This is a genomic window from Halobacillus ihumii (assembly GCF_902726645.1).
Lineage (GTDB): Bacteria > Bacillota > Bacilli > Bacillales > Halobacillaceae > Halobacillus_A > Halobacillus_A ihumii.
The window spans coordinates 914203-929417 of record NZ_CACVAO010000001.1 but is presented as its reverse complement, the minus strand read 5'-3'; the positions used below and the strand labels follow the sequence as shown (position 1 = coordinate 929417).

Here is a 15215-nt window from a genome sequence, read left to right as displayed (position 1 = left end):
AGAACAGATAATATTTTTGGCTGGAATATAGTTCCACCTCAGGTCATCCAGATAATGGATATAAATAGGCTGGATGGTTCTAGTGGTCAGACGTCTTGTGCTGTGTCTTTTGGCGCAATTTGTAATTTTTACAGAAAAAAGGTCAATGTGTAGGCGGATTATCTTTTATACTTGGGAAAGATTGATAGATTTTTATAACTTATTTAGGAGGAATGAAATGAGTATTAAAAAGACGGTTGTTACTGGTCTGGCAGCTGTATTAGCGTTAAGTCCATTTGCAAGTGCGGTTCCTCAAAGTCATGCAGCGGAATCAGCAGATGACCTATTTTTCTCAGAATACATAGAGGGAAGCAGTTATAATAAAGCGATAGAAATCTATAACGGAACGGGCAGTTCAATAAATTTGTCTGCCTACACGATCGAAATGTATGCAAACGGGTCACTGGAGCCGACGGGTACTTTCGAATTGTCTGGTACACTTCCAAGCGGTGAAGTTTTCGTGGCAGCTAATAGCCGGGCAAATCAAGAGATTTTAACAAGTGCGGATGCCACTAACAATTCTGCGATTAATTTTAATGGAAATGATCCCGTTGTCCTAAAGAAAGACGGCATGGTGGTTGATTCTATCGGTCAAATTGGCAGCGAAGAATCGTATGCTGATGACGTCACACTTGTTCGTAAGGAGTCAATTACTGCTGGGAACAAAAATACAGATGACCCTTTTGAAACAGCAGGAGAATGGGATAGCTATGCCAAGGATACGACGGAGTATCTAGGAAGCTATCAAATGCCGGATGTTCCTGAAGTAGAGCTGCAATCAATTAAGGATGCGCGGACAAGCGAACCAGGAGCAACCGTTAAGGTAAAAGGAATTGCGACAGTTGCTTTTGAAACTGGTGGTCAAACAAATCTGTACATTCAGGATGAAACAGGAGGCATTATCGTTCGTGCTCCCGGTTTATCAGCTGAGGCAGGCGATGAAGTGACCGCCACAGGCGAGTTCTCTGATTATTATGGGATGCAGCAGATTCTTGCTTCGTCAGCGAATGTAGAAGTCGTCACAGAAGAAGTTGGCGTCCCTTCTCCCCAGAACGTAACTTCTCAACAATTTTCCCAAAATGAAGGTGAAACAATTGAGGGTGAATTTGTTCAAGTTAATGGGGTAGAGGTTCTATCCAAAAATAGTTACGGAGATTTCACCGTACAGGATTCAGCAGGAACATTTACGATTACACCTAACGATGAAAATGCTCTAGAAGTTGGAAAAACATATGAGCAAATTGCTGGTGTCGTTAATTACAGCTTTAATGAATATCGACTTGTTCCACGTAATGCACGGGATATTGTCAACGAAGTGTTTGCTGTGCAGGCGAATCCAGCGTCAGGTTCCCTAGTAGAGGGTGAAACAGTGGAACTGTACACCGCGCAATCAAATGCGACTATCCATTATACAACAGATGGTTCAGAACCAACGCCAAGCAGTACTAAGTATACTGAGCCAATTACAATTGAGCAGGATACAACCATTAAGGCAGTTGTTGTAAAAGAAACAGGGGAAGTAAGTCCAGTTTCAACCTTTGAGTACGAGGTGCTGAAGCCACTGGATGATGTTGAGATCCATGACATTCAAGGTGCGAGTCATACGTCCCCATACGAAGGTAATGTCGTTGAGCATGTAGAAGGCGTGGTAACAAAACTTGATGGATCAAATGGTTTCTACATGCAAAGTCTTAACCCTGATGACAAAGTGGCTACATCTGAAGGGATTTATGTGTATGACCGTTCAGGTACAGCAGAGGTGGGCGACCATGTAGAGGTAGCTGGTGAAGTAACTGAATGGCGGGAAGAAGGTTACTCTGATGCAGAGGATTTATTAACAACGCAAATTAGTGCATCAGAAGTAAGCGTAACAAAGGGTGGAACCAAACTTCCGGATCCAATCGTGTTAGGCGTGGACCGAGAGCAGCCTACGGAAGTGATTGAAAATGATGGCATGGAGTCGTTCGATGCGAAAGAGGATGGTTTGGACTTTTACGAAAGTCTTGAAGGGATGTTAATTGGGATTAAGGATGCTACGGTTGCGGCACCAGTAAAATATGAAGAGCTCGCTGTGTATGGGGAAACTAGTGAAGATCAGCGGTTTACCCGTGCTGATGGTCTGCTCATTTCACCGAATGATTATAATCCTGAGCGTCTTTTGATAGATGTGGATGGGCTTGGAATTGATGCTGTGACTGGGGATTACTTTACGGAAATGATCACGGGTGTGGTCAGCTATGATTATAGTAATTTCAAGATTCGTCCGTCCGGAGATTTTCCTGAGTTGATGGATGGCGGTACAGAGCGGGAAGTGACGGAGCTTGAGAGTTCGAAGCAGAAACTGACTGTGGCAAGTTACAATGTTGAGAATTTCTCCGCAGCGGGTGACCAGGAGAAGGCCGCTCGATTGGGCGAGGCTTTGGTGAAGAATTTGAATAGTCCTGATATTGTCGGGCTGACTGAAATTCAGGATAATAACGGGCCGACAGATGATGGAACGGTCGCTGCAAATAAGAGTTATCAAGAATTGATTGAAGCCATTGAAACTGCAGGCGGACCAAGCTATAAGTTCGTTAACATTAATCCAGTTGATAAAATGGACGGAGGGCAGCCTGGTGGAAATATTCGTGTAGGGTTTCTATATAACCCTGAGCGTGTATCGCTGACTGATAAGCCTAAGGGCGACGCGGTCACAGCTGTTGATGTTAACGAAAACGGGTTGACGCTAAACCCGGGCCGCATTGATCCACTGAATGCCGCGTTTAATGATTCTCGTAAGCCGCTGGCTGCAGAATTCAAATTTAATGGTGAAAAAGTGATCGTTATCGCCAATCACTTTAATTCAAAAGGCGGTGACGGCGCGTTGTTTGGAGCGGAACATCCTGTTGTGCTGGGAAGTGAAGAGCAGCGTATCGAGCAAGCTGAGGTTGTAAATAATTTTGTTGAAGAGGTCGATGAGGAAGTGAAGCGGGAGAATGTAGTGGTGCTCGGGGATTTGAATGACTTTGTGTTCTCAAATCCATTGCAAACACTTGCAGGCGATGATCTATCCAATATGGTTAAGCAACTTCCGACTGAAGATCGCTATTCTTATATTTACCAGGGGAACTCACAAGTACTCGATCACATTCTTGTCAGCGATCATTTAGCAAAAGAAACAAAAATCGATGCCGTTCACATCAATGCAGACTTTTCTGAAGCAAGTGGACGTGCCAGCGATCATGACCCAATGGTTGCCCAGATTCATGTGAAGAAAGGAAAAGGCACTCACCCAGATTTTCACAAGTAAATTACCTAAATTAACCACCTCAGGTCATCCAGAAACTGGATGACCTGAGGTGGTGTTTTTTTCCACATTATTTTTGTTCGTCGATGGCTGCTCGGGAGCGGTCCAGATATTCAACGACTTCTTCATAATAATTGGACACATAACTCATAAATAAGATGTCCACTACGTGAAGCTGGGCGAGCCTGGAACTTGTTGCGGCACTGCGGATCATCGCCTCTTGGGTTGCGGATGTGTAGAGAGGGATATCAGCAAGTTGGGATATTGTTGAAGAGCCATATTTGGTAATGCTGATTGTTTTCATGCCATTTTTTTTGGCCAACCGTAAGAATTGAATCACTTCATTCGTCTCACCTGAAAAAGAAACGGCGATCGCTACGTCCTTTTCTTTCGCATTGGATAGTGTGGTATAAGCCATGTGTGGATCCTGTAAACAAAAAGCATATCGACCGGCACGCAGGAATTTCTGCTGGCCATCTGCTGCCACAAGACCCGACGCCCCAATTCCAAACAGGTGAATCGATCCCGCTTCATGAATGGTGGTCACCGCTTCCTCAACATCCTCAAGTCGCAGCATTTCCTCTGTTTGCTTTATAATTTCAATCCCATTCTGCGTCATTTGACCGATGATGTGGTGCACAGACTCCCCTTCGTTTATATCCCTGTATTCCGAGGTGGATGGCTTCTGCACATCCCCGGCAATTCTCATTTTTAGTTCTTGAAATCCTTTTAATTCAAGTGATTTACATAAACGTATAACCGCAGCAGAGCTTGTCTTACTTTGTTCCGCTAATTGTTTTACGGTCATTGTTACGACGGTTTCTGGTGTAGATAAAATGTAGTTGGCGATTTTTTGTTCAGAAGTGGGGAGGCTGCTTACCACACTTCTCAACATGGCGAGTCCACCGGATATGTAGGCCATGGTTATTCCTCCTCATACAATCTATTCCAAGGATGCGTTTCTGTAGCTAATCATTCTGAAGATCTATAAACATATTAGCAAATAAAAACGTTTACATCATAGAATAAGTATATGCTATAATGAAATTAAATTTCAATAAAAAATAGTATTGTTTGAAACTATATACTGTAGGAGGCGTTTTTCATGAAAAAAAGAGGACAAATAACTTTAATAAAACAAAAACGACTTCAACTTTGCAAAGGAACACATCCATGATTATTGGGATAGATGCAGGTGGCACAGCAACGAAAGGCGCGCTGATCAATAATGAAGAAGAAGTGCTTTTTACCTTTGAGTCAGGTTATGGGAATCCATTGATAAATGAACAAAAGGCTTTTGAGCATATTGAAACTGTGATGGATGCATGCAAGAAAGCATCCGAGCAGCCTATTCAACATATCGTCATCGGTATGGCTGGCTATCAGACGATGAAACACACTATCACGCTGCCGAAGTCGTGGCGGAATAATCCGAAATTAGATGTTATTAGTGATGTGGAACTCGCCTATGAAGCAGGTTTGCCTAATCAAGAGGGGATTCTTACGATTGCAGGAACAGGCACGATCCATGCAGGCAAAAAAAACCAAAAGCTGTTTATCAGAGGGGGATGGGGCCATTTATTAGGAGATGAAGGAGGGGGATACACTCTTGGCAGGTCTGCTGTTAAACGAGTACTATACGCCCTTGAAATGGGCCTGGATCATACTCCTTTTTGCGAAAAAGTGATGTCCTATATGGAGGCTTACGAGGTAAATGAAGTGAAAAGTTGGTTTTATTCCCAGGATAAAACAAGTGTGGCTGCTCTTGCTAAATTTATTAATCAATTAGCGATAAAAGGAGATCGGGAGGCTTGTCAGCTGCTTCAGGAAGGTGCTAGTGAACTTGCCAGACAGGTCGAACAGCTCTACGGCAGGATGGAGCTTGATGAAGGAGCCGTACTCGTGGTGGCAGGGAATGTGTTGCTAGGCAGTGAACGGTTTTTTTCTGCTTTTTCTAAGAAAATCACCTGCCCTTTTCGTGAGGTGAGACATCTTAAACGGCCTGCTTATATGGGAGTTTGTTCGCTTGCTGAAAAAAAGAAAAGCTGTAGCTCGAATAGTTCACATAGCATTTTTGAATAAGAGAGGATTTTTCTATGAATATAAAGGAAATTTCTACAGAGCAAAGAAACTCAAGTACGTTGACGATTGATCAAGCAAGCAGTTTTGAAATCGTGCAATTGATGAACAAGGAAGATTATGCTGTACCGCAAGCAATTGGCAAGATTCTTCCTCAGCTTGCCACCGCCATTGACAAAATTACTGAACGGATGTCGTTAGGGGGGCGTTTGATCTATGTTGGGGCTGGTACCAGCGGGCGGCTCGGTGTTCTTGATGCCTCGGAATGTCCTCCCACATTCAGTGCAGACCCTGAGCATGTTCAGGCCCTTATTGCTGGTGGACCGGCAGCCATTACAAGTGCTTTTGAAGGAGCCGAGGATGATGTGGAACAAGGTAGATTGGACATAAACGCTAAGAATGTGAATCAGCAGGATGTGATCGTCGGGATTGCGGCAAGTGGTCGGACCCCTTATACGATTGGAGCAATGAAAGAGGCCAAAAACCATGGAGCTCTTGTGCTGGCTGTTGTGTGTTCACTGGGATCAGATATGGCAGAGGAAGCAGACCTTACGTTGGTTGCGGATGTAGGTCCAGAGGTCCTTACGGGTTCGACCCGGTTAAAGGCTGGAACAGCTCAAAAGCTAATTTTAAATATGCTGTCGACAGGTACGATGATTAAGCAAGGAAAAGTGTACAGTAATTTGATGGTTGATTTGCAGCCTACGAATCAAAAGTTGCAGATTCGCTCGAAGCATATCATTATGGAGGCAACAGGTGTTTCTGAAAAGAAGGCAGAGCAGGTGCTTCACGAATATGGAGCAGTTAAACCAGCTATTTTGGCACTATTGACTTCTCTTAAAGGAGAGCAGGTACATGCTTCTTTAGCTAAACATAACGGTCACATAGGGAAAGCCATCCAAGCCGAATCTAACTAAACAGATTTCCAAAAAGCCCCACCTCAGTTCATCCATATTTTGGATGAACTGAGGTGGGGCTTTTTGGACGGTGTGGGACATTTTTCATGGTTGACTTTTATCGATATATGTCTAATAATAACAAACATAATATTCTGTAAATTTAAATAATTAGAAAAAATGGGAAAGAGGAATCATAACCTCTTTTTCTTTTGCGTAAAATGATAACGTTTACAATTTTGGGGAGGGACTAGCCATGATGCCAGTCATCATTCTTTCACTTATTACAGTTATTTCCGTCATATTTGCATTGAGAAGAAAGAAATTAATCTTTATGCTCGTTCCATTACTTGGCTTGTTTAGCTTTGCTTTAGTGAAAATAATCATGGTTCCTATGCCCTTCTGGGATACCGTTCGCTTTATTTTTAATTTACGTAGCTGAAATTCTTTATTCGGTTGAAAGGAGGTGGGAGAGATGAAAAAAATGGATCCAGCTAAAGCAGAGGCTTATTTTAAATATCGAACCACTATGATTTGTATTTATTTATCGATCGGTTTTTTAGCATCTTATATTATTGTATTTTTTGCACGAGACCTTTCATCCATTACTGTTCTAGGTATTCCATTCCATTATTATATGGGATCGCAGGGAGCGGTCTTAACTTTCATCATTTTGCTTTTTGTTAATGCGGTTATGAGCGACAAGATCGATAAAAAATTTGGCTTTGATCCTGAGTTTGTTGATACCAACAATCACACAAAAGATCATTAATGGAGGGGAAATATTGTGGATGGACAGTTTATTGTATCTCTCATCCTCATAATCGCGACCTTTTCTTTATATATCGGTATTGCGGTTTTTAACAAAGCACGCGCCACGTCGGACTTCTATGTTGCTGGCCGCGGCGTTCCACCTGTATTTAACGGGATGGCTATAGGCGCAGATTGGATGAGTGCGGCCTCTTTTATTGGAATGGCCGGTACCGTAATGGCTCTCGGTTATGATGGACTTGCCTATATAATGGGCTGGACAGGCGGTTACTTGCTCTTAACCTTCTTGTTGGCCCCTCAACTTCGGAAATACGGCCGTTACACGGTCCCGGAGTTTATCGGGGATCGTTATCGTAGTAATACAGCACGAATCATTGCTGCGATCGCTACGATTATTATCAGTTTTACGTATTCTGTCGGCCAGTTATCTGGATCAGGGGTTGTTATTGGACGCTTGCTCGAAGTGAACACAACTACAGGTACTTTAATTGGGGTAGTACTGATTGCTTTTTATTCTGCGATGGGTGGTATGAAAGGGATTACCTGGACACAAGTAGCCCAATATCTCGTCCTGATCGTTGCCTATTTAATCCCGGTAATTTTCATGTCATTGCAATTGACTCAGAACCCGGCACCCTGGTTATCTTACGGTCAAATTATCGAGGAACTGCAGATCCTTGATCAAAAACTTGGGATTACTGAATATATTGTTCCTTTTACAGGGGCAACAAAATGGCAGTTTCTAGCGTTAATGTTTACTTTAATGGCCGGCACTGCAGGGCTGCCTCATGTTATTGTCCGGTTTTACACCGTTGCTACTATGAAAGCTGCACGTTGGAGCGGGGCCTGGGCGCTTCTCTTTATCGGTCTTCTTTATTTATCTGCACCAGCCTATGCTGCCTTTTCCCGATTCATCCTAATGACTGAAGTGGCGGGTTCCTCATTGAGCAATCTGCCAGCCTGGACCCAGCCCTGGATCAATACGGGGGAATTATCGTTAGCTGATAACAATGGTGATGGAATTTTACAATGGACAGAGATCATGATCAGCAATGACATTGTGGTTATGGCCACACCTGAAATTGCAAACTTAGGTGTATTTGTTGTAGGATTAATGGCTGCAGGTGCCATGGCTGCAGCATTATCGACCGCTGGCGGACTAATGATTTCGATATCAGCTGCGTTGTCCCACGATATCTATTTCAGGTCCATTAATCCTAATGCCAGTGAAAAGAAACGCCTCGCAGTAGGAAGGTGGTCGATTATCCTTGCGACTGTTTGTGCAGGTTTACTTGCGTTAAACCCACCAGGAGCGATCACACAAATTGTGGCCTGGGCATTTGCCTTAGCTTCAGGATCCTTTTTCCCCGCTTTATTCCTTGGTGTATGGTGGAAACGTGCGAATGGCCCGGGGGTAGTTGCTGGAATGATCGTTGGTTTAACCGTTACGCTAGGTTATATCTTCGCTGCTAAGTACGGAGGATTTACGATTTTAGGGATTATTGACACCGGCGCTGGAGTATTTGGAGCTGCTGCAGCCATCATTACGAATATTTTCGTCTCACTGTCTACTAAACCGCCGACACAGGAAACTCAAGATGAAGTCACAGACTTACGCTATCCAGAACAAGTACAATACAAAAACGGAGAAGTTTGGCTAAAAGAGTAGCCGCTGGTAGGATATATTTACCACCTCAGGTCATCCAATTTCTGGATGACCTGAGGTGGTTTTTATTGGTAATTTAACAAACCAGTCGTACTCTGCTGGATTCTTAAAGTAAGAAAGTAGTTTTGAGGTTGTCACAAGTGTGTTGGGTGAATTTGTTGACATGTAGTGTGGGTAACTGCTCCATCGATAGTCTTCAGGAGAGTGGGTAAGGTTGGCGCGGCAGGGGTTTAAATGAATATAGCGGCTGACTTGCAGCATTGCATTCACATCATCCTGGAGATCCGCCTTGTATGGTCCTTGAAAAAGGTGGCCCGCATAGTCATATTTCTTATTAAAATACATGGCATAATTGGAATGAAGTTCTTTCATGAAGATACCGGGAGGGTGGTCGATCGTTTCGATGAGCAAATGTACGTGGTTAGTCATGAGGCAATAGGCATGGAGGTGGAAGGGGTAGCTTTGTTTGTTCTGGGCAAGAAGTTCAAGATAATAATAGCGATCGTGATAATCATAGAAAATATCTGCTTTTCGATTTCCGCGCGCCGTAATGTGATAGCTGGCATGAGGAAACCATATTCGTTTCGGGTTAGCCATAACAACATCCTCTCTAAATTAGTACATAAACACTTAGTTACTATTCGACTTTTATCCTGAAAATCCTGCATAATTAGAAAAAGGGTAAATATGCCACCTCAGGTCATCCAGTTTCTGGATGACCTGAGGTGGCATATTATGTATGATGACTTCAATTTTGATAAACTTATAGAGTTAAAATTATTATTGGAGGCTTAGCTCTATGACGATATTCTTCCAAGTCGTTCTTCCTGTTATCATTGTCTTTATAGCCGGGTTCGTTTTGCAGAAGTTCCTGCGCCTTGAAATTAAATCACTTTCTACGGTGACGCTGTACATAATGCTTCCGTGCCTTGTCTTTGAAACGTTCTATCAGGCTGAATTTAATAGTGAGTATTTAATGATGCTGATCTTTTCGATTCTACTACTTTTTCTTATTCTATTGATTAATAAAATTACCGCTAAAGTTATGAAACTTGATTCTTCGGTGGAAAGTGGCATGATCCTCTCTACAGCATTTATGAATGCAGGTAATTATGGGGCGCCGATCGTTTTATTTGCTTTTGGGGAAGCGGGATTTGTGTATTCCGTGTCCTTCATGGTACTGCAGCAGATTGTCATGAATTTCTTTGGCGTATATTATGCAGCAAAAGGCTCTGCGGGGGTACGAATGGCTATTTCAACAGTATTAAAAATGCCCCCGACTTATGCCGTGATCGCAGCTATGATTATGAAATTTTCCTCTGTCTCAATTCCGGAGAATTTGATGTCGAGTGTTTCTCTAGTAGGGGGCGCTACCATCCCGACGGTAATGATTCTTTTAGGAATGCAGCTTGCCAATATTACCGTGAAACATCTAGAGTGGGGCAGAATTTCTTATGCTGCCACCCTGCGATTGGTGGGATCACCTCTTATCGCCTGGGGATTAACAGTACTGTTGCCAATGAGTAATTTAATGGCTAATGTCTTAATTATTTCAGCAGCGATGCCATCTGCCGCAACCACGACAATGTATGCCGTTCAGTTTGATTCAAAGCCAGACCTAGTATCTAGTATCACACTCATTACTACGATTTTGAGTATCATTACGATTCCCATTGTATTAAATATCCTAACGTAGTGGCAGAAAATTTCCACCTCAGGTCATCCAGATTTTGGATGACCTGAGGTGGAAATAAATTGGGAAATGCTATTTGTTTTCTTTTTCTTGTTTGCGATTTTTAAAGAACATGTATAGGTTTGAACAAATAAGCGCAACAGATAGCACAACTGCAAATGCAGAAAGCTCGAGTGGTGTAACATAACCTGCTATTAAGTAAATGACGAAAAAGGCAGCGAATAATAAATAAAACATGATACGATCTTCCTTTCTTTTCACTATATAAAAATAACACAGAGGATCAGTGTTTTTCTAGAAAAGCTATTCCCACCAAATTCATGTATTATCCTTTTAGCTGCTATATTTACAAAAAACTTCCACCTCAGGTCATCCAATATTTGGATGACCTGAGGTGGAAGAAATGTGGAAACCAGAGTTAAGACAGAAAAACATCCCCTATTATAAAAATGGGGGATGCTTAGTTTAGGGGTATTTGGTATGTTTATTTCTCGATCGTTATGTTGATTTTGCTCAATCCGAGAGCTCTGGCTGCTTTAATCATCCTGACTGCTTCTTGTTCAGCATCATGGATGGGAATATTGTTTCTCGAGATGTTTAAAGTAGTGCCATCGAATAACGGCATTGGCTCTTGGATCTTTTCTTCCGATGAAAAAAGTGTAGACTGTGGTAATTCACTGATCATGTCATGTTTGCTTCGATTGACTCGGCCGCGAATTTTTCGACCATGATACACAACACTTGCGTAAGGACACCCGGTATCCTGAGAAATTTCCCGATAGTTTTTATCGGTTTCCTCAATTAGTCGTTTTACTTCTTTTAAGTCATAGTCATATTGCTTACTTTTTTTTGCCATCATCGTCTAACCCCTTTATGAATTCTCTTATTCTATTGTATCCAATTATTCGCCATTTTTATAGTAGAATTTTTCGATTTTTTTTCATATGAGCAAATATTTTTCAGAAATAGCCATTCATTGGTATGAAATATAATTTAACTAATTATCAACTTTTCAAAAAAGAAGTTATTCTTTCAAAAAATAAGATCAGTGAAAAATCACTGATCCACATGTACGGCTGTTTCTAATCCTTTTGTATCTATTGTTAAAATCTCTACGTGATGTTCGGGAAATTGATGGGTTAATGATTTGCGTTGATCTGAAGTTAATTTCGGAAACAATGCTATCATTGTTGGGCCCGCCCCGCTAATATAACTGCCGTAAGATCCATTCTCTTCAAGTGTTTTCGATACGACTGGGAAGTCTGGAATAAGCTCCCTGCGATAAGGCTGGTGCCACTGATCACGTTTCATCATTTTCCCTACTAAAGTCCAGTCTTGCTCAGCTAAAGCAGCAACCAATACGTTTGCCGTCCCACTGGCCAGCACTGCTGCCTTGTAATTCAGCGCATCAGGCAGGACCAAACGAGCCTTTTCCGTTTCCACGTGGTAACTTGGAATAACCGTAACAAAGGAGAGATCCTTCAGTCCCTTCGTAAATCGAACGTATTCGAGGTCTTCACCCGTGTAACTTGAGATGACTACACCGCCTAATATTGCTGGAGCTACGTTATCGGGGTGGCCCTCAATTTTGCAGGCGATTTTCAGCTTATCATGCTTATTTAGCTCTAAGTGAAGGAGGGCATTAGCAAGCTCGATTCCGGCAACAACCGCCGTTGAAGAACTGCCAAGTCCACGTGCAACAGGGACATCATTTACCATCGATACATGATAAGGAGGTAATTCCTCGATTCCGTAGTGATAAGCTGTAAAAAGTGCTGTCTTATAAATAAGGTTCGTTTCATCACTTGGAATATAAGGCTGATCCTTTTCTGCTACAGAAAAGGACCACTTTTCAGCTGGCTGACATTCCAGAGTGATATATTTTGAAAGGGCCATTCCTATCGAATCGAATCCAGGACCAAGGTTGGCCGAAGTGGCTGGGACTCGGATCGTGACGCTATTCATGAGTGAACACCTGAGATGGCATCAGAAAATTGCTTAATATCATTTTCAATAATGGTAGGTTTTACCAGGCTTGTATCAATGGCTGTTACGGGGTCTTTTAACCCGTTGCCTGTCAGGACATGAACTACACTCGAACCTTTAGGAATTGTGCCATCCTTTACTTTTTTAATAGTACCAGCCAATGAAGCGCAGGAGGCGGGTTCGGCGAATACACCCTCAGTTTGGGCCAGCCATTGATAGGCCTCGATGATCTCATCATCACTCACTTCATTGATGCTGCCGTTGGATTCACTTGCTGCAGCAACAGCCGGCTGCCAGCTTGCCGGGTTTCCGATTCTGATTGCTGTAGCCAATGTTTCAGGATTCTCCACAACTTCGTTCCGCACAATCGCTGCTGATCCACTTGCTTCAAATCCGATCATTTGCGGAAGCTGATAGCCGTGCTGCTCATGGTATTCCTTAAATCCGCGCCAGTAGGCAGTAATGTTCCCTGCATTGCCCACTGGAATGGATAGAAAGTCAGGAGCTTTACCCAGCGTGTCGCATACTTCGAAAGCTGCCGTCTTTTGACCTTCAATTCTGTATGGATTTACTGAGTTAACAAGAGTGACGGGTTCCTTTTCAGCAATCTCCCGGACCATTTTTAAAGCTTGGTCAAAGTTTCCCTTGATCGCAAAAATTTCAGCTCCGTACATAACTGCCTGCGCAAGCTTTCCTTCAGCAATTTTTCCATCAGGAATGACGACGATACATCTCAGTCCAGCCCGAGCTGCAAAGGCAGCAGCAGATGCAGAGGTATTGCCAGTCGACGCGCAAATGACGGCTTCTGACCCTTCTTCAATCGCTTTTGCCATGGCAAGCACCATCCCTCTGTCTTTAAACGATCCAGTCGGATTAGCTCCTTCAATTTTTACATAAGCTTCGATCCCCAGTTTTTCTGAAATCGTCGGGATCGGGAGGAGGGGAGTGTTTCCCTCGTGCAATGTCAAGCTTGGTGTTTGTTCATTAATTGGCAAAAGTTCATTATAGTGATGTAGTAATCCTTTCCACATGTCATTTCCCTCCATCTACTCGAAACACGCTGTCAATTGATCGGATGGTGTCCAGAGCTTCCAGTTCATTATAAGCTTTATCAAAATCCTCTTCACTTACTTGGTGCGTGATCATCATTAGTTCCCGTTCGTCGTTCTGATCCGCCTGTCGCTGAATGATTTGGTCAAAAGAGATGCCGTATTGGGCAAAAATCTTTGTCAGCTCCATCAGCATGCCTGGCTGATCCATGACATGAAGGCGGATGTATTTTTTAGTAAGCTGATCTTTTCGAGATTTCAGTTGTTTCGGAAACTGCGGCTGCACGTAAGCTGAACCAGATACACCGAGGCGCAAGTTTTTGATGACAGCTATTAAATCAGAAACAACAGCGGTCGCAGTAGGAAGCTTTCCTGCTCCAGGGCCGTAAAACATCGTTTCTCCGACTGCATCCCCATAGACATAAACCGCATTGTACTCGTCATGTACAGAGGAAAGCGGATGTTCAACAGGAAGCAGCGTTGGTTCAACACTAACAGAAGCCCCGTCCTTATTATGATCAGCAATCCCGATAAGTTTAATAGAATAGCCTAATTGCTTGGCGTATTTTATATCAGATAAAGATGTTCCGCGGATTCCTTTTACGGAAACGTCTTCTAAATTAAAGGGCATGGAAAAACCTAAGATTGATAGGATCGCCATTTTCCGGGCAGCGTCAAGCCCATCCACATCAGCTGTTGGATCAGCTTCCGCGAAACCTAGATCCTGAGCTTCTTTCAATACGGAATCAAAATCAGCACCATCCCTAGTCATCTTATCTAGAATGAAATTTGTAGTCCCATTAACAATACCCATCATTTTACTGATACGATCGGAAGATAAACCATCGAGAATCGGCCGGATAATGGGCGTTCCTCCAGCAACACTTGCTTCATAATATAAATCACAGCTATTTCGCTGACTCGTTTGAAAAAGCTGCGCACCATGCTGTGCAATTAAATCTTTATTGGCTGTTACAATGTGTTTTCCGTGTTCCATCGCTTCAAGTACGATTGATAAAGTGTGATCAATTCCTCCCATCACTTCGACAACGACATCAATTTCAGGGTCCTCCGTAATATCCTGATAGCGATCTGTCAATTGAGTCGTTTCAGCAGGTAATTGTCGCGGCTTGGATAAGTCATGGACGAGAACCTTTTTAATGGTAACGTCACACCCCGTTTTATGCTGAATGCTTTCTTTATGATCGTCTAGAATCTCAATGACCCCACTGCCGACTGTACCTAAACCTAATAATCCCACCGAAATGGTATTCTTCATTGTTCACACTCCTGTCCACCTGAAATAAACATATATTTTTGTATAATGGACATTGTAACGGAAAGTGAGAATCTTAACAAGGAAGAAACCCCAAAATAATGAATAAATTTAATACTTGCAATAATTGTAGAAAAAAGACGAACGATAATAGTTGTTTAAACCTTAGTTAACACTATAATAGATATAAAGACCTAATAAGAAAGACTGGTTTTATATTTATTTTAAAGGAGCAAAGGGTCATGAATAGTGTTTTGGAAGCAGTTGTTCTGCAGGTTATTTCAGAAATGGGCTTACTGGGTAAGAAGGATGACTTTATGAAGGAAGGACTACGGGCCGTACATAATTTTAAGGTAAGCCATCCTGAGGAACATCAATGTACACCATATCTCATCGATATAGCTGTTCGTAAACATTTACGTTCTTTATTTGCCATCCATGATTGAAGTCCCTCGTTTCAAAAAAATTTATCCG

General features: G+C 42.6%; 15 protein-coding genes. 8 read left to right on the top strand and 7 right to left on the bottom strand.

Annotated features, from left to right (window positions below):
* Positions 1 to 217 precede the first annotated feature (217 nt).
* Positions 218 to 3328 (top strand): chitobiase/beta-hexosaminidase C-terminal domain-containing protein, encoded by a 3111-nt coding sequence (locus tag G6R08_RS04860; RefSeq protein WP_163526939.1) that lies wholly within the window; start codon positions 218 to 220, stop codon positions 3326 to 3328.
* Between the two features lie 67 nt (positions 3329 to 3395).
* Here G6R08_RS04860 and G6R08_RS04855 read toward each other — a convergent pair whose 3' ends face one another.
* Positions 3396 to 4247 carry a MurR/RpiR family transcriptional regulator gene (locus tag G6R08_RS04855; RefSeq protein WP_205439394.1) on the bottom strand — a complete coding sequence of 284 codons (852 nt, stop codon included), beginning with the start codon at positions 4245 to 4247 and terminating at the stop codon, positions 3396 to 3398.
* Positions 4248 to 4498: 251 nt separating this feature from the next.
* Between G6R08_RS04855 and G6R08_RS04850 the strand changes: the two genes are divergently transcribed.
* The 5 genes from G6R08_RS04850 (at position 4499) to G6R08_RS04830 (ending at position 8740) form a co-directional block, all read left to right on the top strand.
* Positions 4499 to 5407, top strand: a complete 909-nt coding sequence (locus tag G6R08_RS04850; RefSeq protein ID WP_163526938.1) for a BadF/BadG/BcrA/BcrD ATPase family protein — start codon at positions 4499 to 4501, stop codon at positions 5405 to 5407.
* 14 nt (positions 5408 to 5421) lie between these two features.
* Complete coding sequence (gene murQ, locus G6R08_RS04845; protein ID WP_163526937.1) at positions 5422 to 6321, top strand: N-acetylmuramic acid 6-phosphate etherase; 900 nt, start codon at positions 5422 to 5424, stop codon at positions 6319 to 6321.
* Between the two features lie 235 nt (positions 6322 to 6556).
* Positions 6557 to 6742 (top strand): hypothetical protein, encoded by a 186-nt coding sequence (locus G6R08_RS04840; protein ID WP_163526936.1) that lies wholly within the window; start codon positions 6557 to 6559, stop codon positions 6740 to 6742.
* Between the two features lie 33 nt (positions 6743 to 6775).
* Positions 6776 to 7072, top strand: coding sequence for a DUF4212 domain-containing protein (locus G6R08_RS04835; RefSeq protein WP_163526935.1), 297 nt, complete (start codon positions 6776 to 6778; stop codon positions 7070 to 7072).
* Between the two features lie 15 nt (positions 7073 to 7087).
* Positions 7088 to 8740, top strand: a complete 1653-nt coding sequence (locus G6R08_RS04830) for a sodium:solute symporter family protein (RefSeq protein WP_163526934.1) — start codon at positions 7088 to 7090, stop codon at positions 8738 to 8740.
* A 30-nt stretch (positions 8741 to 8770) separates the two neighbouring features.
* On the opposite strand, the gene G6R08_RS04825 is transcribed toward G6R08_RS04830, so the two are convergent.
* Positions 8771 to 9334 (bottom strand): transposase, encoded by a 564-nt coding sequence (locus tag G6R08_RS04825; RefSeq protein ID WP_240339647.1) that lies wholly within the window; start codon positions 9332 to 9334, stop codon positions 8771 to 8773.
* Between the two features lie 202 nt (positions 9335 to 9536).
* Between G6R08_RS04825 and G6R08_RS04820 the strand changes: the two genes are divergently transcribed.
* The gene (locus G6R08_RS04820) at positions 9537 to 10433 is read left to right on the top strand and encodes an AEC family transporter (protein ID WP_163526933.1); all 897 of its coding nucleotides are present in this window, start codon (positions 9537 to 9539) and stop codon (positions 10431 to 10433) included.
* Positions 10434 to 10502: 69 nt separating this feature from the next.
* Here the strand turns inward: G6R08_RS04820 and G6R08_RS21950 are convergent, their stop codons facing one another.
* The 5 genes from G6R08_RS21950 to G6R08_RS04800 form a co-directional block, all read right to left on the bottom strand.
* The gene (locus G6R08_RS21950; protein WP_205439393.1) at positions 10503 to 10667 is read right to left on the bottom strand and encodes a hypothetical protein; all 165 of its coding nucleotides are present in this window, start codon (positions 10665 to 10667) and stop codon (positions 10503 to 10505) included.
* A gap of 247 nt (positions 10668 to 10914) precedes the next feature.
* On the bottom strand, positions 10915 to 11289 hold the full coding sequence (locus tag G6R08_RS04815) for a hypothetical protein (RefSeq protein ID WP_240339646.1): 375 nt from the start codon (positions 11287 to 11289) through the stop codon (positions 10915 to 10917).
* Between the two features lie 197 nt (positions 11290 to 11486).
* Positions 11487 to 12395 carry a homoserine kinase gene (gene thrB, locus G6R08_RS04810; protein ID WP_163526932.1) on the bottom strand — a complete coding sequence of 303 codons (909 nt, stop codon included), beginning with the start codon at positions 12393 to 12395 and terminating at the stop codon, positions 11487 to 11489.
* Complete coding sequence (gene thrC, locus G6R08_RS04805; RefSeq protein WP_163526931.1) at positions 12392 to 13447, bottom strand: threonine synthase; 1056 nt, start codon at positions 13445 to 13447, stop codon at positions 12392 to 12394. The genes thrB and thrC overlap by 4 nt, the downstream gene beginning before the upstream one ends.
* Before the next feature lies 1 nt (position 13448).
* Positions 13449 to 14744: a homoserine dehydrogenase gene (locus tag G6R08_RS04800; protein ID WP_163526930.1), complete on the bottom strand. Its 1296-nt coding sequence runs from the start codon at positions 14742 to 14744 to the stop codon at positions 13449 to 13451.
* Between the two features lie 239 nt (positions 14745 to 14983).
* On the opposite strand from G6R08_RS04800, the gene G6R08_RS04795 reads away from it, so the two are divergent.
* The gene (locus G6R08_RS04795) at positions 14984 to 15187 is read left to right on the top strand and encodes a hypothetical protein (protein ID WP_163526929.1); all 204 of its coding nucleotides are present in this window, start codon (positions 14984 to 14986) and stop codon (positions 15185 to 15187) included.
* Positions 15188 to 15215: the final 28 nt, after the last annotated feature.